The 17,018-nt window shown below is 38.6% G+C and carries 16 protein-coding genes, 1 tRNA gene and 1 riboswitch; of the genes, 4 read left to right on the top strand and 13 right to left on the bottom strand.

Going from position 1 to position 17,018, the window contains the following annotated elements; translation table 11 throughout:
• Window positions 1-62: 62 nt before the first annotated feature.
• From ACLHK8_RS03400 to ACLHK8_RS03410, 3 genes are all read right to left on the bottom strand, one after another.
• Entirely contained in the window at window positions 63-1,385 is a 1,323-nt protein-coding gene (locus ACLHK8_RS03400) for a nucleobase:cation symporter-2 family protein (protein ID WP_320532109.1), read from the bottom strand.
• A gap of 110 nt (window positions 1,386-1,495) precedes the next feature.
• Window positions 1,496-1,595: riboswitch (purine riboswitch) on the bottom strand.
• 101 nt (window positions 1,596-1,696) lie between these two features.
• The gene (locus ACLHK8_RS03405; protein ID WP_063696960.1) at window positions 1,697-1,930 is read right to left on the bottom strand and encodes a heavy-metal-associated domain-containing protein; all 234 of its coding nucleotides are present in this window, start codon (window positions 1,928-1,930) and stop codon (window positions 1,697-1,699) included.
• Window positions 1,931-2,026: 96 nt separating this feature from the next.
• On the bottom strand, window positions 2,027-3,898 hold the full coding sequence (locus ACLHK8_RS03410; RefSeq protein WP_434520488.1) for a heavy metal translocating P-type ATPase: 1,872 nt from the start codon (window positions 3,896-3,898) through the stop codon (window positions 2,027-2,029).
• Between the two features lie 167 nt (window positions 3,899-4,065).
• Here ACLHK8_RS03410 and ACLHK8_RS03415 point away from each other — a divergent pair.
• Window positions 4,066-4,139, top strand: a tRNA-Arg gene (locus ACLHK8_RS03415).
• Between the two features lie 511 nt (window positions 4,140-4,650).
• Here ACLHK8_RS03415 and ACLHK8_RS03420 read toward each other — a convergent pair.
• The 5 genes from ACLHK8_RS03420 to ACLHK8_RS03440 form a co-directional block, all read right to left on the bottom strand.
• Window positions 4,651-5,544: an IS3 family transposase gene (locus ACLHK8_RS03420; RefSeq protein WP_063696711.1), complete on the bottom strand. Its 894-nt coding sequence runs from the start codon at window positions 5,542-5,544 to the stop codon at window positions 4,651-4,653.
• Window positions 5,541-6,215, bottom strand: coding sequence for a helix-turn-helix domain-containing protein (locus ACLHK8_RS03425; protein ID WP_057775631.1), 675 nt, complete (start codon window positions 6,213-6,215; stop codon window positions 5,541-5,543). The genes ACLHK8_RS03420 and ACLHK8_RS03425 overlap by 4 nt, the downstream gene beginning before the upstream one ends.
• 212 nt (window positions 6,216-6,427) lie before the next feature.
• On the bottom strand, window positions 6,428-6,655 hold the full coding sequence (locus ACLHK8_RS03430; RefSeq protein WP_320531880.1) for a helix-turn-helix domain-containing protein: 228 nt from the start codon (window positions 6,653-6,655) through the stop codon (window positions 6,428-6,430).
• A gap of 24 nt (window positions 6,656-6,679) precedes the next feature.
• Window positions 6,680-7,546: a DegV family protein gene (locus tag ACLHK8_RS03435; RefSeq protein ID WP_434520392.1), complete on the bottom strand. Its 867-nt coding sequence runs from the start codon at window positions 7,544-7,546 to the stop codon at window positions 6,680-6,682.
• 358 nt (window positions 7,547-7,904) lie between these two features.
• The gene (locus tag ACLHK8_RS03440) at window positions 7,905-9,560 is read right to left on the bottom strand and encodes a peptide ABC transporter substrate-binding protein (RefSeq protein ID WP_434520393.1); all 1,656 of its coding nucleotides are present in this window, start codon (window positions 9,558-9,560) and stop codon (window positions 7,905-7,907) included.
• 221 nt (window positions 9,561-9,781) lie between these two features.
• On the opposite strand from ACLHK8_RS03440, the gene ACLHK8_RS03445 reads away from it, so the two are divergent.
• Entirely contained in the window at window positions 9,782-11,209 is a 1,428-nt protein-coding gene (locus ACLHK8_RS03445; RefSeq protein WP_057775614.1) for an ISNCY family transposase, read from the top strand.
• A 174-nt stretch (window positions 11,210-11,383) separates the two neighbouring features.
• Here ACLHK8_RS03445 and ACLHK8_RS03450 read toward each other — a convergent pair whose 3' ends face one another.
• Both ACLHK8_RS03450 and ACLHK8_RS03455 read right to left on the bottom strand, forming a co-directional pair.
• Window positions 11,384-11,662 (bottom strand): hypothetical protein, encoded by a 279-nt coding sequence (locus tag ACLHK8_RS03450; RefSeq protein WP_057775553.1) that lies wholly within the window; start codon window positions 11,660-11,662, stop codon window positions 11,384-11,386.
• Between the two features lie 69 nt (window positions 11,663-11,731).
• Window positions 11,732-12,187 carry a hypothetical protein gene (locus ACLHK8_RS03455; RefSeq protein ID WP_434520394.1) on the bottom strand — a complete coding sequence of 152 codons (456 nt, stop codon included), beginning with the start codon at window positions 12,185-12,187 and terminating at the stop codon, window positions 11,732-11,734.
• 214 nt (window positions 12,188-12,401) lie between these two features.
• On the opposite strand from ACLHK8_RS03455, the gene ACLHK8_RS03460 reads away from it, so the two are divergent.
• Window positions 12,402-12,944 (top strand): VanZ family protein, encoded by a 543-nt coding sequence (locus tag ACLHK8_RS03460; RefSeq protein ID WP_434520395.1) that lies wholly within the window; start codon window positions 12,402-12,404, stop codon window positions 12,942-12,944.
• 49 nt (window positions 12,945-12,993) lie between these two features.
• On the opposite strand, the gene ACLHK8_RS03465 is transcribed toward ACLHK8_RS03460, so the two are convergent.
• From ACLHK8_RS03465 to ACLHK8_RS03475, 3 genes are read right to left on the bottom strand one after another with little or no spacing between them, the layout of a single operon-like run.
• Window positions 12,994-13,920, bottom strand: coding sequence for a hypothetical protein (locus ACLHK8_RS03465; RefSeq protein ID WP_434520396.1), 927 nt, complete (start codon window positions 13,918-13,920; stop codon window positions 12,994-12,996).
• Window positions 13,921-13,977: 57 nt separating this feature from the next.
• Complete coding sequence (locus ACLHK8_RS03470) at window positions 13,978-14,862, bottom strand: IS3 family transposase (protein WP_434520489.1); 885 nt, start codon at window positions 14,860-14,862, stop codon at window positions 13,978-13,980.
• Window positions 14,847-15,104 (bottom strand): transposase, encoded by a 258-nt coding sequence (locus tag ACLHK8_RS03475; RefSeq protein ID WP_063698079.1) that lies wholly within the window; start codon window positions 15,102-15,104, stop codon window positions 14,847-14,849. Before ACLHK8_RS03475 ends, ACLHK8_RS03470 begins: the two co-directional genes overlap by 16 nt.
• Window positions 15,105-15,686: 582 nt before the next feature.
• On the opposite strand from ACLHK8_RS03475, the gene ACLHK8_RS03480 reads away from it, so the two are divergent.
• The gene (locus ACLHK8_RS03480) at window positions 15,687-16,976 is read left to right on the top strand and encodes an ISL3 family transposase (protein ID WP_434520397.1); all 1,290 of its coding nucleotides are present in this window, start codon (window positions 15,687-15,689) and stop codon (window positions 16,974-16,976) included.
• Window positions 16,977-17,018: the final 42 nt, after the last annotated feature.

A 17,018-nucleotide genomic window follows, 5' to 3' on the forward strand; every position in this document is an offset into this window, starting at 1 on the left:
CTAAACAAAAATTCGCAAATTTTTAAATTCTCTTTTTCAGAATTCAAAATTTGCGAACTTTTTTATTTAGCTTCTACTTTTCTTTTTGGTTGTAATTTAAATAATAGATTTAATACAACTGCCACGATACTTGTGACTACGACCCCGTTACCCAGAATTAAGTTCAATTCAGAAGGCATCGCTTGAAAAATGCTAGGCACACTGGAAACTCCCAGCCCGGCCCCAATGGAAACCGCCGCAACAATCAAATTACGACTGTCATCAAAGTTGACACTTTTCAAAATGCGCACACCTTGTAATCCGACTGTTCCAAACATAACCAACATGGCTCCGCCCAAAACTGGGGTTGGCACAACCGTTGCCAAGGCTCCAACCTTTGGTAATAATCCTAAGATTAAGAGAAATAGACCGGCAAAGTAAATTGGTTTACGCGTTTTAACGCCTGAGAACTGCACAATTCCCACGTTTTCTGAGAAGGTAGAATATGGGAAGGTGTTGAAGATTCCACCTAACATTTGCGCAATTCCTTCTGCTCGGTAGCCACGTTTTAAATCATCCCCCGACAAATGCCGATTGGTCATATCTCCTAAAGCGAAGAATACTCCCGTTGATTCGATCATGGTCGTCAATGCGATCAGGATCATAGTAAGTGAAGAGGACCATTCAAAATGAGGCACGCCGAACATAAAGGGTTGTGGAAAACGGAACCAACTACTTTGCGAGACACTGCTCATTTGAATCATCCCTAGGGCACCGGCTAGTGCGGTTCCAGCCACCAAACCGATCAAAACGGCGATCGACTTAATGAAACCACGGCCCCACACGTTCATCGCAATAATGACTGCCAGTGTGAAACCTCCCACTAATAAATTGTTAAATGACCCAAAATCATGAGCACCAACCGTGCCCCCACCTAAATCAGTGACCGCAACGGGCATCAAAGTAAAGCCGATGACAATGATCAGCGAACCGGTGACCACTGGTGGAAACAATTTGCGCATTTTAGAAAAAACGCCGCTCATTAAAAAGACAAATAATCCCGAAACAATAATGGCTCCATACATTGTGGTAATGCCAAGCGTTTTCCCGATTGTTCCCAATGGTGTAATTACTTGAACCGCACAACCTAAGACTACTGGCAACCCAATGCCCACCATACGCGTGCGATGGACTTGTAATAAGGTGGCAACTCCACACATGAATAAATCCATGGAGATCAATAAAGCCATCTGGGTGGCCGAGAAATGAACGATGGCGCCGATCAAAAGCGGAACCATGACATCTCCAGAATACATCGTTAATAAATGTTGCAAACCCAGGACTGCGGCATGTCCATTCGAAGTACCATCTTCTTGTGGAACGCCCTCTCCTGCGTCAAAATCAATCTGTTCTTGTGCCCATTCTTCCTTTGAAACCAACACGTTACCCCCTGTTGAATCCATATATAACCTATATCACTGCAAAACAAAAACGATGTCCGCAAATAGAGACATCGTTTGATGAGTTTATTGCGTATAGTCCAGAATTTACGGTTCTGGGTAGAAACTCGCCAACCATATTAAGGCGCTTATATATGCATTTCGATTTTAATTACTAAAATACTATAACACTGAATTTTTACTTGGACAACGGTTGTTAAAGCACATGAAAACGGCACCATCCTAGGGATTAATCGGATGCTGCCGTTTTTAAAAAATTATTTAGCTGGTTCTTTTACTTTGATGCTCTTAACTTCGTAACCTAATTTTGTAACAACCTCTGCCAAGGCATCAGCGTTATTGACAGTTTCGTCAAAGTCAATCTTAGCCTTGCTGGCGTTGAATAAAACTTTCACTTTTTCTGCTCCAGCTTGTTTTTCCAAAGCGCCTTGAATCTTTTGTAAACATGATGGGCAAGTTAATGCACCTAATTGTAAAATTGCTTTTGTCATTCTAAAAACTCCCTTTCTTAACTTTATGAATTCATTTTAAGGCCAAATCGGTTAATAAAACTTGATCAACATCAATTTTTGAAAACTTTTTTAAATTTATTTTGCTCCGACGGCATGATAACGAATCAGGCGCATCGCATTGAAGATAACAACCAAAATGCTGGCTTCATGAACAAACATTCCACTGGCCATGTAAATATACCCAAAGATCAACCCAATGAGTAAGAAGACCACTGTGCCAATGGCAATCACAATGTTTTGCCGAGTGTTAGCAACGGTCTTTTTAGCCAAGCCATACGCATGAACCAATTCTTGAAAACTAGATTGCATCAAGACAATGTCAGAAGTTTCAATTGCAACATCTGTTCCGCCACCCATGGCGATCCCAATATCGGCCGTTGCAATCGACGGACTATCGTTAATGCCGTCCCCAACAAACGCTACTGTATGTCCAGTATCCTTGAGCTGTTTCACAAAGGTAACTTTATTTTCTGGTAATAAATTTGCATGGACTTCATCAATACCCAGTTCTGAAGCAACGTGAATAGCGGTAATTTCGTTATCTCCTGTCAACATTACCAGCTTTTTAATGCCAAGCTTCTTCAATGCTGCCAGGTTCTCCTTAACATTATCACGAATCACATCAGAAACTCCAATGATCTGTTGCACTTTTTGATCAATCGCTACGATGACTGTAGAGCTCCCAGTCTCTTGAAGTTCCTTTAAATTAGCGTCTTGTTCGTCAGTGAGATCAATATGATTGGCTGCCATCAGTTTAAGGTTCCCCACTAAAACTTGATGTTGTTCAATTTCAGCTTCAATCCCTTGTCCCTTAACCGTATTATTGGAAGTAATTTTTAAATCTTGGAAATCAATTTCATTTTTAGTTGCGTAAGTCGTGATTGCTTTTCCTAAAGGATGATCAGACTGACTCTCCAGTTTAGCAGTCAAAGCTAAGCCTAATTTTGGATCATCTGCATAGTTCTTAATGGCAGAAACCTCTGTGTTCCCTTTCGTCAAAGTTCCTGTTTTATCAAAGACTAAGGTATCAACTTTAGCAAACGTATCAACAACTTCGCCACCCTTGATCAAGACTCCGTTTTTCGCACCATTACCAATTCCGGCAACGTTTGAAACGGGAGCACCAATGACCAAGGCTCCAGGGCATCCAAGCACTAGGACCGTGATGGCTAACTTGAAGTCTCCAGAAATAAACCCGACTAGGACAGCTAAAACGAGGACCGCTGGCGTATAGTATTTGGCGAACTGATCAATAAATTTTTCTGCGTGAGACTTAGTATCCTGCGCATCTTCAACTAATTCCACGATTTTGGCAAACGTTGTGTCGTCACCGACTTTGGTAGCTTTAATCTTTAAGGTTCCGTTATCTAAAATCGTTCCGGAGAAAACACCGTCGCCCACTTGTTTAGTGACTAATTTAGATTCACCAGTAACACTTGCTTCATTTAAATAACCGGATCCTTCAACAACATCCCCATCAATTGGGACTTGACCACCGGTTTTTACGAGAACCACATCGCCTTCATCAACATCGTCAACGTCAGTTTCTACAACAGAACCATCCGCTTGAACGACCCCGGCTGTTGTGGGTGCCATTTCGGTCAACGTTTTAATGGATTCACGCGTTTTCGCTAAAGTTTTAGCTTCTAGAAAACTTCCAAAGAGAAATAAGAATGTGACAATTGCCGATTCATCATATTCTTGAATCACAAAGGCACCAATTACGGCGATGCTTACCAATAACTCAATTCCGATAACCCGAACCTTCAAAGCCTCAACAGCCCGGATAATAATGGGAACTGCGGCAATAATTGAGGCAAGAACAAACGCCACTGTATATAACATTTGCGAACCCAGCGCCTCACCTAGAAACCCAACGGCAATCAATGCTGCCGAAGTCCATGTAATTGGATTAATATTTTTTTGTACAACCTGCTCAAATTTCATCATAATCATTATCCCCTTGTCTTATTTAATAAGTCTAATATAACCGGAAAACTAACCTTTGAAATTGACTGAGATCAAGTTACAGGATTTATATTTATTTTTATTCTGGAAATTTGGCGGTTGCTTGCTTATGCCCTGATTTTATGGCAAAATACGAAAGGTAACCTGTCTCCGTGGCTCAACTGGATAGAGCAATCGCCTCCTAAGCGATAGGTTGCGAGTTCGATTCTCGCCGGGGACATCAAAAGGACGAATGTGCTAACCCAATTAAGGGATTAGTTCATTCGTCCTTTTAGCTTAGTCTCTTTAAGAAACCTGGACACCTTGAATACCAACTTCATAAATCCATCCTTTGATTGCCTTCAGATCATCAATACGCTAATATGCCGCAATCAATTATTCCACTCACCCCAATAATTCAATGGCAGCTTAATTAAACCAGCGCACTAGTATGAACTAACTTTGTAAAGTTCATTCTAGCAAACCGGATATTTTGTTCGCGTATCAAATGGTATTTGCCGGATTTCATAAAAAAAGCCCCACTGAAATTAATCAGTGAGGCTTATACTCTCTTAAACTCTTTTAGGAGGGGCTCAAGAAAGGTAGTTGTGCATCTCCACAGCAATATATTATTTTACACCCTTAATCAGTTTATTCAAGCTTTTTGCTTAAAATAAAGTTTTTAGTTTCTCTTATTGTGCACTAGGCCCTGTCAAGTTGACAGATGAAATAATATAAATTTAAGTTTGTTTCTAAATGGCTTCATTCCAGTATTCATCTGGAGTGAGGCCATTTCTTATTGCTGAACGGTTATGGTGGTTAAAATAATATATTCCATCTTCTACAAGTTTTACTAGTTCTTCATAAGTTTTTGCCAACGGATGGCGAGCCATCCAACGAAGTTTAAATTCATTCCACCAACGTTCCATCGGAGCGTTGTCGTATGGAGTGCCTGGTCTTGACATGCTACGTGTCACGTTATAACGAGCCAAATAATTATTGAAAGCTCCAGAAGTATAAGCAGATCCTCGATCTGTGTGAATTAATGGATGAGCATTACTAAATTGATTGAAAGCTCGCTGAAATACTTGAATTTCGGCTGCACTAGTCTCCGTCAGGCTTAGATTGTAGGCTAACAGTTTTCGCCCGTATAAATCTAAGACACCACTTAAACGTACCTTGTGCTCACCATTTACACCGTAGGTTAATTCAGTTGAGTCTGATAACCAAACTTGATTAGGTGCCGTAACTTTGAAGCTTTGATTTAAAGTGTTATCCAGGATATATTGATCAGACTGTTTAACCCGATTATGTTTCTTAACCTTGATTTCACAGCGTAATCCGAGTTCACGCATAATTCGTTTCACTTGTTTAAGTGTCACAGCAAAAGTGACTTGGTTATCTTTTTCTAGGTTAGTAAGAAGATTCCCAGCTCCTATTCCTTGAAAATGAAAATCAAACCAGTATTGGACACGCTCCTTAAGTACTTTATCTTGTCTTTCCCAAGATGTTATTTGGCGATTAATTCCTTTGTAATAAGCTTGACGGCTTACGCCGACAACTTTAAGTAGTTTGGTGACCGCTCCTTGTTTCCCCTGACTGACTTCACTTATGGCCTGATATGCCAGTCGATGCTGTTTATTCACTCCCTGCGCTGAATTTCTTGAAATTTTTTTATGAAGGCTTCCATAAGTTCTTTATCTTTCAACTCTGATTCTAGTTGTCGGATTCGCAAATTAGCTTTTTCTAAATCAGTTAGTTCACTTAGTTGTTTATGATGTCCACGATTATCAATCAGAGCTTCATAGCCAGCTTGTTTTGTTTTAAGTACCCATGAGCGTGCTTGCTGATAAGAAACAGCGAAATGTTCGGCTGCTTCAGCATAACTATGTTTGTGTCTTGTCACATATTCGACAACCTCAATACGTTCCTTAAAGTTGGTTTTACGACTCATAATAGGGACCTGCTTTCTAAACGGCGAGGCCGTTATTTGTTTATCCCTATTATACCTGGAAACCCAATTGAGTATCTGAGTCGTTGATCGTAATCCATACTTTATAGCTATTTCACGATACGTGCCTTCACCATTCAAAAAATCACTAATGGCTTCCCGTTTTAACTCCTTAGAGTAATGCTTGTTATGATGGGCTTCGGAAAGCTCTTCGGTCCCGCCACTTTGATACTTTACTTGCCAATCTTTCACAGTTTGGGTTGCAACCTTATTGTGTTTGGCAAAGTTACCTAAAGATAAGTTTGACTGTTTAAATTCCGTCAATATCGCTAATTTTTCAGCCGCTGTATATTTAGATCTAGGCATAGAAAAATCCCTCCATGATAATCAGATGAATTATATTATTTCATCTGACAACCATAAAGGGATTATTGCATTGTAAATAATGTTTGCTAAAAATTAGGTAATAATAAATTCATGACTATTTTTCTACCTACAATTTTCAAGAAAAAATCGCCAAACCTCTCAGCCTCCTGGTCATAAACCTTGGAAACTAAAAGTTTCAGCGATTGCACACTTTATTTTTTATCAACTAACTGGTCTTTTCTAATTCCCGTAACAGCTTCCATGCCTTCGCGGGTCACAACCAATTGTTTACCAAACTTGCGAATGGTACCTTCTGGAAAACGTTTTGGATACTTATTGAAAATGGTCCGTACGTAATCCTTTTGTTTACCCCACATTACACTGGCTTCATGGCTACCCATGTAGTCTTCGTCATTCAAATCAATTCTCAGCTTCTTCATTTGTTTCTTCCTCTCTTTTTGCGCCTACGCAACCTCTTTTATCCATAAAATGGAAAACACGCCTGAACCCAAATGGGCACCAACAACTGGACCGATTTGGCCGGTTTCCACAGCTGCCACGTTGGTTAATTTGGATTGAATACTTTGTTGCCACTTCTCAACTTCTGGTTCGTTATTTGTTCCACATAAAAACACGCGAACTGTGTAGGGTAGGTTTTTGGTTTCTTCAAGAAACCGGCTGACAATGTTAGTTCGGGCTCGTTTCATCGAACGCACCTTATCGACAGCTTCAATATTATACTTCTCTTTGTTAAGTGATAAAATCGGTTTAACTTTCAACAATGATCCCACAAACGCCGATCCACTTCCTAAACGACCACTGTGGACCAAATTTTGGAGGTCATCCACGATAAAATATTCCCCAATTGTTGCTTTCAACTCTGTCATTTTAGCGATGATTTCTTCTGCTGAACTACCGGCAACTGCCATCTTGGCCGCTTGAATCACCATGTATCCCATGGGTTGGACGGCAATTTGGGCATCGACTACATGAACGTTGATCTCAGTTATGCCCGCCGCAAACGCACGTAAATTGTTAATAAACCCACTGATCCCACCGGATAAATGAATACTGACAACCTCTTCATAGCCAGCTTCTGCCAGGCTATGATAGAGTTCGCCCATGACTCCCATTGAAGGTGGTGCCGTAGTAGGAAAAACCTTTTCTGTTTTCAATCGTTCATAAAACTCCGCATCGCTAATATCGACTCGTTCCCGATATTGTTGATCACCGAAGGCCACCGAAATTGGTGCCACCGTAATATGCAGCCTGTCACAAATATTTTGAGCGAGATACGCGGTACTATCAGTTACAATTGCAATTTTAGTCAAAATTTTCACTCCCATACCTTGAGAGTGCCTTAAAGGGCATCTTGCACGAAACTAATCCCTTTTAGACACGTTTAGTTAGTGATCAAATTATACCCTGTATCCCACTAAATAACCGCCATCATGCTCAACTAATTCCGCAAATACCCATGTATCAGACTTTTAAACATTTTCATCTCGTGACACGCGAAATTGAATTGTCACAATCACTAAAACGTTACCATCTAAATTACCTCACATTATTAACTACCCTCCATAGAGATTACTAGCTAAAATGCAGAAAGTCAAAGAATTCGAAACATTGTCCGCCGCAAAAAAATTCAGAATCGCCATTTACCGGCAATTCCAAATTTTAATTTAACTATTTTGTAACATACATACCCTTCCAGTTCCATGGAACACCGGCAGTGTTGTATACATAACCTTTAACTTTGGTATTAATCAATTGTGGAACCACCCCATTAAATAATGGTGCGTTTCCTTGTTGATTCATCAAAACCTTTTCGGCCTTAACCATGTCTTCCCAACGTTTTTGCGTATTGTTAGCATCGGCATTGTTAGCTTTATCGATCAAAGCATCGTATTCCTTGTTGCTCCACTTACCATTATTAAAGCTGTTGTCTGATGTAAACAGGCCCAAATCAGAGATTGGATCTGAGAAATCAGCTCCCCAGTTTGTGATAACTAATTGGAATTGTCCCTTAGCAGAACGTGCTAAACGAGTCTTGTAAGGAATTGATTGGATGTTGATCTTCAAACCAGGTAATTTTTCTAGCTGAGTCTGCAAAAATTCTGCTGTTTTCTTAGTAGCTTCAGTATCGTCCGCAGTTAAGGTGTAGGTCACACTCGTCTTACCTTCTGCTTTCAAACCTTTAGCCCAAAGTTTCTTAGCTTTTGCCAAATCATAGGTCACTCCGGTACCAGTGTACGCTTCTTTAGCGAAGTCCTCACCAGTCTTCGGATTAGCTGCCAAACCATCTGTCACAAATCCCTTAGGTGCCGTTGAACCATCGGCTAACACTTTGCCAACCAACTGTTTCCGGTTGATGGCAAGAGACATCGCCTGCCGGATATCGACATTTTTGAAGACTTTAACTTTTGCGGTGTTGTATTCAAGATAAGAATTACGAGCCTGACGACCTAAGAAGAAGGACTTGTCATTCTTCATATTCGCAACTTGGGTTCCTGACAAAACAGTCTGATCAACTTGTTTACCTTGGAATAAGTTCAAACCAGTCTGGGTATCCTTAACGACTTGATCGTTAATTTTGGTTAAGTAAACGTGCTTCTTATCCCAGTAGTTCTTATTTTTAACAAGGGACCATTTGTTATTGGTTCCCGTCCAGCCGGTCATTGTGTAAGGACCATTATAAACTTGGTACTTACTTTGAGTTGCGTACTTATCACCATATTTCTGAACCACTTTTTGATCTTGTGGGAAGAAACTTGGGAAGCCCATTAACAACTTGAAGTAAGGAATGGCTTTTTCAAGCGTTACGGTCAATTTATAATTTCCATCGGCCTTGATTCCTAAACTGCTAACTGGTTTTTTACCGGCCTGAATCTGGTCGGCATTTTTAATCCCGCTGTATAAGTATGCGTATTGTGAACCTGTCTTAGGGTTGTTAATTCGTTGCCAAGAATAAACAAAGTCTTTAGCAGTCACTTTATCGCCATTACTCCATTTAGCATTCTTTCGAAGGGTAAATGTGTATGTCTTCCCATCTTTAGAGACCGCAGTTTTCTTCGCAATCCCTGGTAATACTTTATTATTTTTACCTAAACGATATAAGCCTTCTCCTACATTATTCATAGCATCAAAACTAATTTGGTCGGTTGCAAGGGATGGATCCAGTGAAGGTAATTCCGCCGTCTCTGTCCAATTCACAACTTGTTTATCTGCTAGGTTACCCTTAGTAGCAGCACTTTTTGAAGAGGAACTCCCATTCCCACAAGCGGCTAATAAGAGTAACGGTAATGCCACCAACAGCGTTACTGAACTTTTCTTGATTTTCATAAATTCTCCAACTCCCTATGTTTTAAAACTGATTATGAGAAAAAATCTAATTAGAATTTAATAACCAATATAGCTCATGGGAGGTGTTCTGTCAACTTCAAAATTAAATTAAGATTAAACAGTTGTTGTTCGCCAGTGATAATGTCTTAACTAATTGGTCAGCAAAAATGTCTCGCAAATATGTTTCACCTCCGGCAAAATAGTTAATGGAGGTGGACAACATGAGAAAGGTTGTTTTAACAGTGAAAGAAGACCACAAATATCAAGTAATTCAGCAAGTAGTTAATGAACGAAAGAATCGTTGTCGAGCTAGTATTGAATTAAATCTATCATTACGACAAATTGATCGATTAATAATCAAATATCGAACTAAGGGTAAATCTAGCTTTGTGCATGGCAATACTGGCAAAAAGCCACAGAATAAGATCTCAACCAAACAAATCAATCGAATTATTAAGCTGTATGAAACTGATTACCAAGGCTTCAATATTTCCCATTTCTATGAGTTTTTATTAAGTAGAGAAGGTATTCAAGTTTCTGAATCAACTTTACGACGAATACTTAGAACCCATCGGGTTCTGTCACCCAAAGCTCATCACAATACCAAAAGACAAATACGCAAAGAATTAAAGCTCAAGGAACAACGGCAGGCTTTGTCTAAACGTGACGAAAAGACCTTACAAGTTGTTGAACCAGTGGAAGCAATAAAGGCTCATCCGTCACGCGCTAGGAAAAAATTTGCCGGTGAACTTATTCAGATGGATGCCTCGGTTGAGCTCTGGTTCGGCAATACAAAGACTTATCTACATGCCGCGATTGATGATTATAGTGGTGCGATTGTTGGCGCCTACTTTGATACCGAAGAAACGTTAAACGCTTATTATCAAGTTATGGCTCAAATATTGACTTCTTTTGGAATCCCGTATGAGATTTTAACAGACCGAAGAACGGTTTTTAACTCAAACAAAAAAGCAGATTCTCCAACGAAGGAAAACCCACTCACTCAATTCGGTTATGCGTGTAAGTCACTGGGAACCAAACTCTCAGTGACTAGCATACCGCAAACCAAAGGCAGAATTGAACGCCTTTTTGAAACACTACAAAGCCGACTTTTAAATGAACTTAAACTAGCAAATACAACGACAATTGAGCAAGCTAACGACTTCCTCAACCCATTTGTAAAAGAATTCAATCAAAAGTTTGCTTTACCTATTAAAATTAACACGAGTGGCTTTGACAAACAACTTACATCTTCAGAAATTGATCAGATTTTAATCACAACTCGAGAGCGCTCAATTTCATCTGGTCACACTGTCAAATTAAATAATCAGGAATATCAATTATTTGAATCAGATAAGCTAGTTTGTTTAAAACCACGAACTAAGGTCTTAATCGTTAAAACTTTAACTGGTAAGCTTTACGCTACTACAGATGCAGATCAAATATTTGATTTACATCCGCTTGCAGATCATGACTTAGTTTCGCCAGCTTTCGAGGTTATTATTGAAAAACCATCTAATATGGCCCCAAAGAACAAGAAGCCCAAGGCTTCTATGAACCACCCATGGAGGAGAGCCAATTATCGCGACTATTTGCGTACAATTGGGTATTCCGAAAAAGGAGCAAATCATATGGCATATGAGATTTAAATTTGACAAGGATGTTCAATGATTATTGAGACATTTTTCCTTACCGATTGACACTTCAAAATTAAATTAAGATTAAACAGTACCGTTAAACTGTGATTTTTATGAGAAAAATTAAATTTAGCCGAAAAAAGCAGCGATATTTTTCAATATCACTGCTTCCGTATTTATATCTTATTATGCTTCAAGCTTGGTTGCTTCTGCAAAACGGACAATCACACGACCATGAAGATCATGTAATTCTTCGCTGCGAGCTTCTGCAACACTGTCTGCATCAATATCAATCAAAATTGAATTTTCGTAAACCTTACCTACTTGGCCATCAAAACCGGTTGGGAGTAAGGCAGTTTTTTTAACGTGAACTCGATCACCAATATCAAATGGTTTTGGTTCAACTTCTTCTTCTTCTTTTGGGACTCTTTTATCGATCTTTTTTTCTACTTTTTTTTCTGCCATGACTAACATCCTTTCCTAGGGCGTATCTTCACATTATAAAGCCTTTTGCCCGATAGGTAAAGCCAGACGCTAGAAACTCTTTTGACCGTTCATTAATTTAATCGTTTTCTTCCATGATAAACTGTGGCGTTCATTCTTATTGAGCTTCTTGTAATAGAGTTGTGCTTCAGGACCTTGGCCCCACATCGCAAGTGCTTTGTAGTTTCTGCCGTTCTTACCACGGACGGTGACTAGTTTGAAGAAGAATCCGAATCCCCAACGTTTGTCAGATAATGAGTAGCTACCTTTGTAGTAATATTTAAAGATCATATTTTTACCATATGTTCTCTCCATAACGGTATGATTCAAACCCACCATTGAACTCTTTTTAATATTTAAACCAGTCCGTTTAGTTAAGTACCAATTCCCGCGCATTGCAACTGGAACAGCTCTTCTAGAAGCGGCCTGACTTGTCGTATTATTTGTTACTAAAAACAAACCCATCGCCATACTTACTATTAATAAAAATCGCATTACTTTTTTCATCAAAACCGCCTCCAAAATGTTACATTAATATTACAGTCTCTTTACAGGTTCATCATATAGCATTCCAGATTTGATTGCAATACCTTTTTTAAAAAGTTTAAGGAACTTCGAAGGCCTTAAGAAAAAGTTAACGAAAAACCGCGTACTTATGGGTTTCCTTCAAAGAATATTTGCGATACAATGGAAACATTAATTAATTTTGGGAGGTGGTCAAGTGACGATTCTGAAGTACGTGCCGTTTGTAATAATTTCAATGTTGATCGCAATCTATAATTTACAAAAGCTCAAACAGAAACCTTCTATAACTGCTGGAATTGTGCGCCTCAGTTTTATCGTTTACGCAATCAGCGTGTTCTACTTAATCTTTACTCCGGGCGTCTATTCCTTCGGCTCTGAATTATACTCACACGCAATCCATATTGGCTACGCTAAGGTCATTATGACCCCTTACCAAGATTATGGCATGCAAGGCATGTTAAACATCGTGATGACCGTCCCAATGGGTGTCTATCTATATATCTTTGGCCACAAGGATCGCCCACTGCTAATTGAGGTCCTGCTCATCGCTTTAGGTTTCGCCCTATTTAACGAAGGTGGCCAATTTGCATTAGATCAAGTCGTTCACCTCAACCGAACTGTTGACGTTATGGATGTGATCCACAATGCTGCTGGTGTGGTGATTGGCTTCTACTTGATGTCTCCTTTCAATTTATTCTTAAAAACCGAAAAAAACGACCTTCAGAAAAGTAAACTCTGAGATCGTTTTTGTATTTATTCAATTATCAACTGCAGTTTTTATATTATATTTAACAGAAACTATTTATATCATTGTCGTTTTCGAGTCCTATGCCTTCTGGAAGTTCATCTAAATATTTCGGATACTTTATAATTTCATCAAGAGCGTACTGCTTATATTTATAAGTATCTCCCGAATATTTTTTAAGTTCTTTTTCCTGTAAATCCTTCTTTGAAAACGGAGTCTTCTTTACGGATCCATTTTTTAATTTTTTTTCACGAACTAAGCTTCCGTTGTTAAAACCTTCAGTTTGTTTATGTGCAAGAACTATTTTATTGATAAAACTTTGCGTTGAATAGCCATACCTTTTCACAGCAAGCTGCGTTGGACATAATAGTATTCTATATGGCTTACCTTCCACAATCGGTAAACACGAACGTGCATCTACAAAGCAATGCGACTTCACATCCCAAGTATTTCCAACTTTTTCCATTCGGGCGGAAGTAGCAATACCAAGTTTCTTATAGACAGATTCACTATAATCTGCTATTTCTTGGCCAACTAGGCTAATCGATAGATCAGATAAGTGATCCTCTCCAAAACCAGGTATAACAATTGACCATACATTTATATCATTGCGTTCTTCATCATCAAGTTTGCTTAGCTGACTGATTGTATCAAAAACTTTCTTTAGTCCATCCTCAGAAAAACCTTTTCCCGCAGATTTTCCACTAGACATACCAAAATGTAATAAATTATTTTCACCAGAATATTGCAGTAGTTGTTTGGCTTGGCTTTTTTCCCCGGTTTCATAAAAATGTAAAACCGTTTCGCAAAAATCAAAAATTTTTTCTAAAGCTAAATCGCCATTGAAATTCTGTACGTTTCTATGAAATCGACTTGGATCAAGAAAAATAAGTGAATCATTAATAACATCAATATTCACAAAACCATAATTTGAACTTGGATCTAAACAAAATAATTCTTGTGCATGCATATTTCCATCTCCTATTTTTGGATCTGAGTCAAGAATCCGGACACGTTTATGTATAATTTAAGCGACTAATTCTTCCTTTTCATTCGGGGTTAAATAATCAATGGCACTATGAATCCGATCATTGTTGTAAAAGCTCTCAATGTAGCTAAATAAAGCCACATTTGCTTCATCAAAATTTTGGTAATGGGTCTGATAAACTTCCTCTTTTTTTAAGCTGGCATGGAATGACTCCAGAACTGAATTGTCATATGGACAACCGCGCTTGCTATAAGAGTGCTGGATATGGCGTTGTCGTAGAAGTTCTTCAAAGGTGGTGCTGCGGTATTGACTGCCTAAATCGGTATGAATGATCAACTGGTCTGTTACTTTTCTGGTTTCAAAAGCTTGTTTTAAAGTGTCGAGCACTAGATCGGCAGTCATGTGACGACTCAACTTGTGGGCAATGATTTTACGTGAATACAGATCCTGGATGCTTGATAAATAACACCAGCCATCAGCTTTGGTGTGAACGTAAGTGATATCGGCACACCATTTTTGATTTGGTGCTGTCATGCTAAAATCCTGAGCGAGCAGGTTCGGATAATTCGCTTCGTCGATATTATTTGCTTGTTGGTAATGCCACTTCTTTAGGGTGATCGATTTAAGTTCCATTTGGCGCATTAAACGCTGAACTAACTTGATGCTTGCGGCTAGTCCCTCTTTTTTCAATTCCTTTAAAATCTTAGGAGCGCCATAGACCCGACGGTGATTATAATAAATGCGCTTGATCGCTTGGCAGAGCGTCTTTCGATGTTCTGCTTGTGGTGAGATATAATGATTCTGTTGATCATAATACGTGGAACGAGGGACTTGTAGTACCTGACAGATCTCCTTAATGCGATGTTGCTTTAGATTTGGTTTGATTGCGGCTTGCCAATCTTCCGAGCTTACTTTTTGGCGAATATGGTTAAGGCTTTTTTTAAGATATCATTCTCACTTTCAAGCCGATTAAGACGCTTCTGTAGCGCTAAAATATCAGCTTTCGAGGCACCAGTTTCTTTGTCCTCTTTGTATAAATTGATCCATTTGTAAATAGTGACATTTGCAATACCATATTCATTTGTAAGCTCAACTACCGAGGTGCCATCCTGGTAGAGTTTAACGATCATTTTTTTGAAATCAACTGAGTATTTCTGTTTAGACATCAGAACACGATCCTTCCTATAATGGCATTATACTAAATCGTGTCCATAGATTCATACTACATCCATTTTGTTAAGAGAAGTAGAAACTAATGTTGATAATAAGCATTTGCAAATTTTTTAAAAAAATGATATCGTAACTGCAGTTAGAGTTTGAGTAATATTCCAAATTATCAACTCTTAGTTTCCGAAGATCAGCGGTGGCAGCCGTTGGTCTTTTTTTCTCTTACTTTTTTATTATACCACTAAGTTTGTAAATCACAACGTGTGGTATGCCGTATTTGGCAAATTAATGCGTTTTAAGCTGTTTTTGCTCTTTTTGACAAAATTCTATACTTAAAAACTGAGAATACCTTAAAAGCCGTTTTTTTGACTTTGGAGGTTTTTTCCGAAAAAAACTCCTTTTTAATATTTTTTATTATTTATCCTAATAAGTAAATATACTTGTTAGAATAATATTAGGAATTAAAAAAAATGCCAAACGAAGATAAAACGGGTCTACACTTTCTGGTATTGGTGAATAACTAATACCGGTTTTTTGTCTGTTTTGAAAATCAGAAAAATAAAAAAGGACATCTGTCCTCTTTGTGCTACGATTTAATCGCCAAAACAAATCGAAAAGAGGAAATTCAGATGTCCCTAACTAATTCTATCTTATGCTTATTCGAAATAACAGACCCAAACTTAATTGTCACTGGTATTTCTAAAGAACGGTGTTCCACAAACCAACGTATTCATGTCGTCCATGCAACTTTGTCTTATCAACTTTTAAAGTGCCCACATTGTGGCCATAAAAGCTTAATTAAAAACGGAACTCACATGAGTCACCTGCGTTTAGGAACCTTATCCGGTGGTCGTTACGAAATGCATTTAAAACGTCAAAGATACCAATGTAAAGATTGTTCAAAAACCTGTGGTGCTAAAACTAAGTTGGTTAATCGTAACGAAACTTTCACACATAATATCAAACATCAAGTGATCGTTTTGGCACGCGATATGTTGACGAGTAAAGAAATTGCTAAACTTTGTGGAATTTCGCCAAGCAGTGTTCAACGAATCCTAAATGCCAATATTCACTTAGCCTATCGTGTTAAACATCTCCCAGAGAATCTTTGCTTTGATGAATTTCGTTCCTGTAATCACTGGATGTCCTTTAATTGTTGCGATGCCGTTAGTCATCGCCGAATTGTTACTTTAAAAGATCGGCTAAGTAAAGATATCATTGACTACTTTGAAGCTCGTTTTTCGGTTCAAGAACGTGCCCAAGTTCAATCAGTGACGATTGACATGAATGCTGAATATGGCAGCTTCATTCATCACTTATTTCCCAATGCGGCCACGATTATCGATCGTTTCCATATTATTCAACTGGCTGGGCGTGCCTTAGATAATGAACGCACGCAGACCATTCGTACTATCCAAGATAAGCATTCACGAATTTATCATATTTTAAAATCTCAATGGCGTTTATTTCATCTTGATGAAATAAAAGTTAATGATTCTAAGGCTGTTTATTTACGCGGAATTAACGAGTATATGACGCAACAAAACGCCATTGATTTAGCTCTAGACGCTTTTCCCAGATTTAGATCTGTGTATCAAACCTATCAAGGTATCTTAAGTGCCATACACCAAAAGGATGCTAATGCGTTCCAATCCTTACTTACTAACTACCAACCCACTAGTAATCAAATGGACATAACGATCAACACGTTTATCAAAAATGGTTCAGCCCTTCTAAACAGTTGTCGTTATCAATTTTCCAACGGTCCAATTGAAGGACTTAATCGTAAAATCAAGGCATTAAAGCGTAACTGTTTTGGTTTTCGAAATATTGACAACTTCTTTATCCGGATTAGTTTAATTCATGAGTAAACAAAAAGCACATTCACCGAAGTGAATGTGCCGTTCAAAATC

Origin of the sequence: Pediococcus sp. M21F004 (assembly GCF_051122535.1) — a bacterium.
Taxonomy (GTDB): Bacteria; Bacillota; Bacilli; order Lactobacillales; family Lactobacillaceae; genus Pediococcus; species Pediococcus inopinatus.

Bases quoted from the DNA above. Each gene is read 5' to 3' on its own strand.
- ACLHK8_RS03450 (WP_057775553.1), bottom strand. From the start codon at position 11,662: ATGGCAGAAAAAAAAGTAGAAAAAAAGATCGATAAAAGAGTCCCAAAA.
- ACLHK8_RS03430 (WP_320531880.1), bottom strand. From the start codon at position 6,655: ATGAAGAAGCTGAGAATTGATTTGAATGACGAAGACTACATGGGTAGC.
- ACLHK8_RS03455 (WP_434520394.1), bottom strand. From the start codon at position 12,187: ATGAAAAAAGTAATGCGATTTTTATTAATAGTAAGTATGGCGATGGGT.
- ACLHK8_RS03425 (WP_057775631.1), bottom strand. From the start codon at position 6,215: ATGCCTAGATCTAAATATACAGCGGCTGAAAAATTAGCGATATTGACG.
- ACLHK8_RS03445 (WP_057775614.1), top strand. From the start codon at position 9,782: ATGAGAAAGGTTGTTTTAACAGTGAAAGAAGACCACAAATATCAAGTA.
- ACLHK8_RS03465 (WP_434520396.1), bottom strand. From the start codon at position 13,920: ATGCATGCACAAGAATTATTTTGTTTAGATCCAAGTTCAAATTATGGT.
- ACLHK8_RS03475 (WP_063698079.1), bottom strand. From the start codon at position 15,104: ATGTCTAAACAGAAATACTCAGTTGATTTCAAAAAAATGATCGTTAAA.
- ACLHK8_RS03405 (WP_063696960.1), bottom strand. From the start codon at position 1,930: ATGACAAAAGCAATTTTACAATTAGGTGCATTAACTTGCCCATCATGT.
- ACLHK8_RS03440 (WP_434520393.1), bottom strand. From the start codon at position 9,560: ATGAAAATCAAGAAAAGTTCAGTAACGCTGTTGGTGGCATTACCGTTA.
- ACLHK8_RS03410 (WP_434520488.1), bottom strand. From the start codon at position 3,898: ATGAAATTTGAGCAGGTTGTACAAAAAAATATTAATCCAATTACATGG.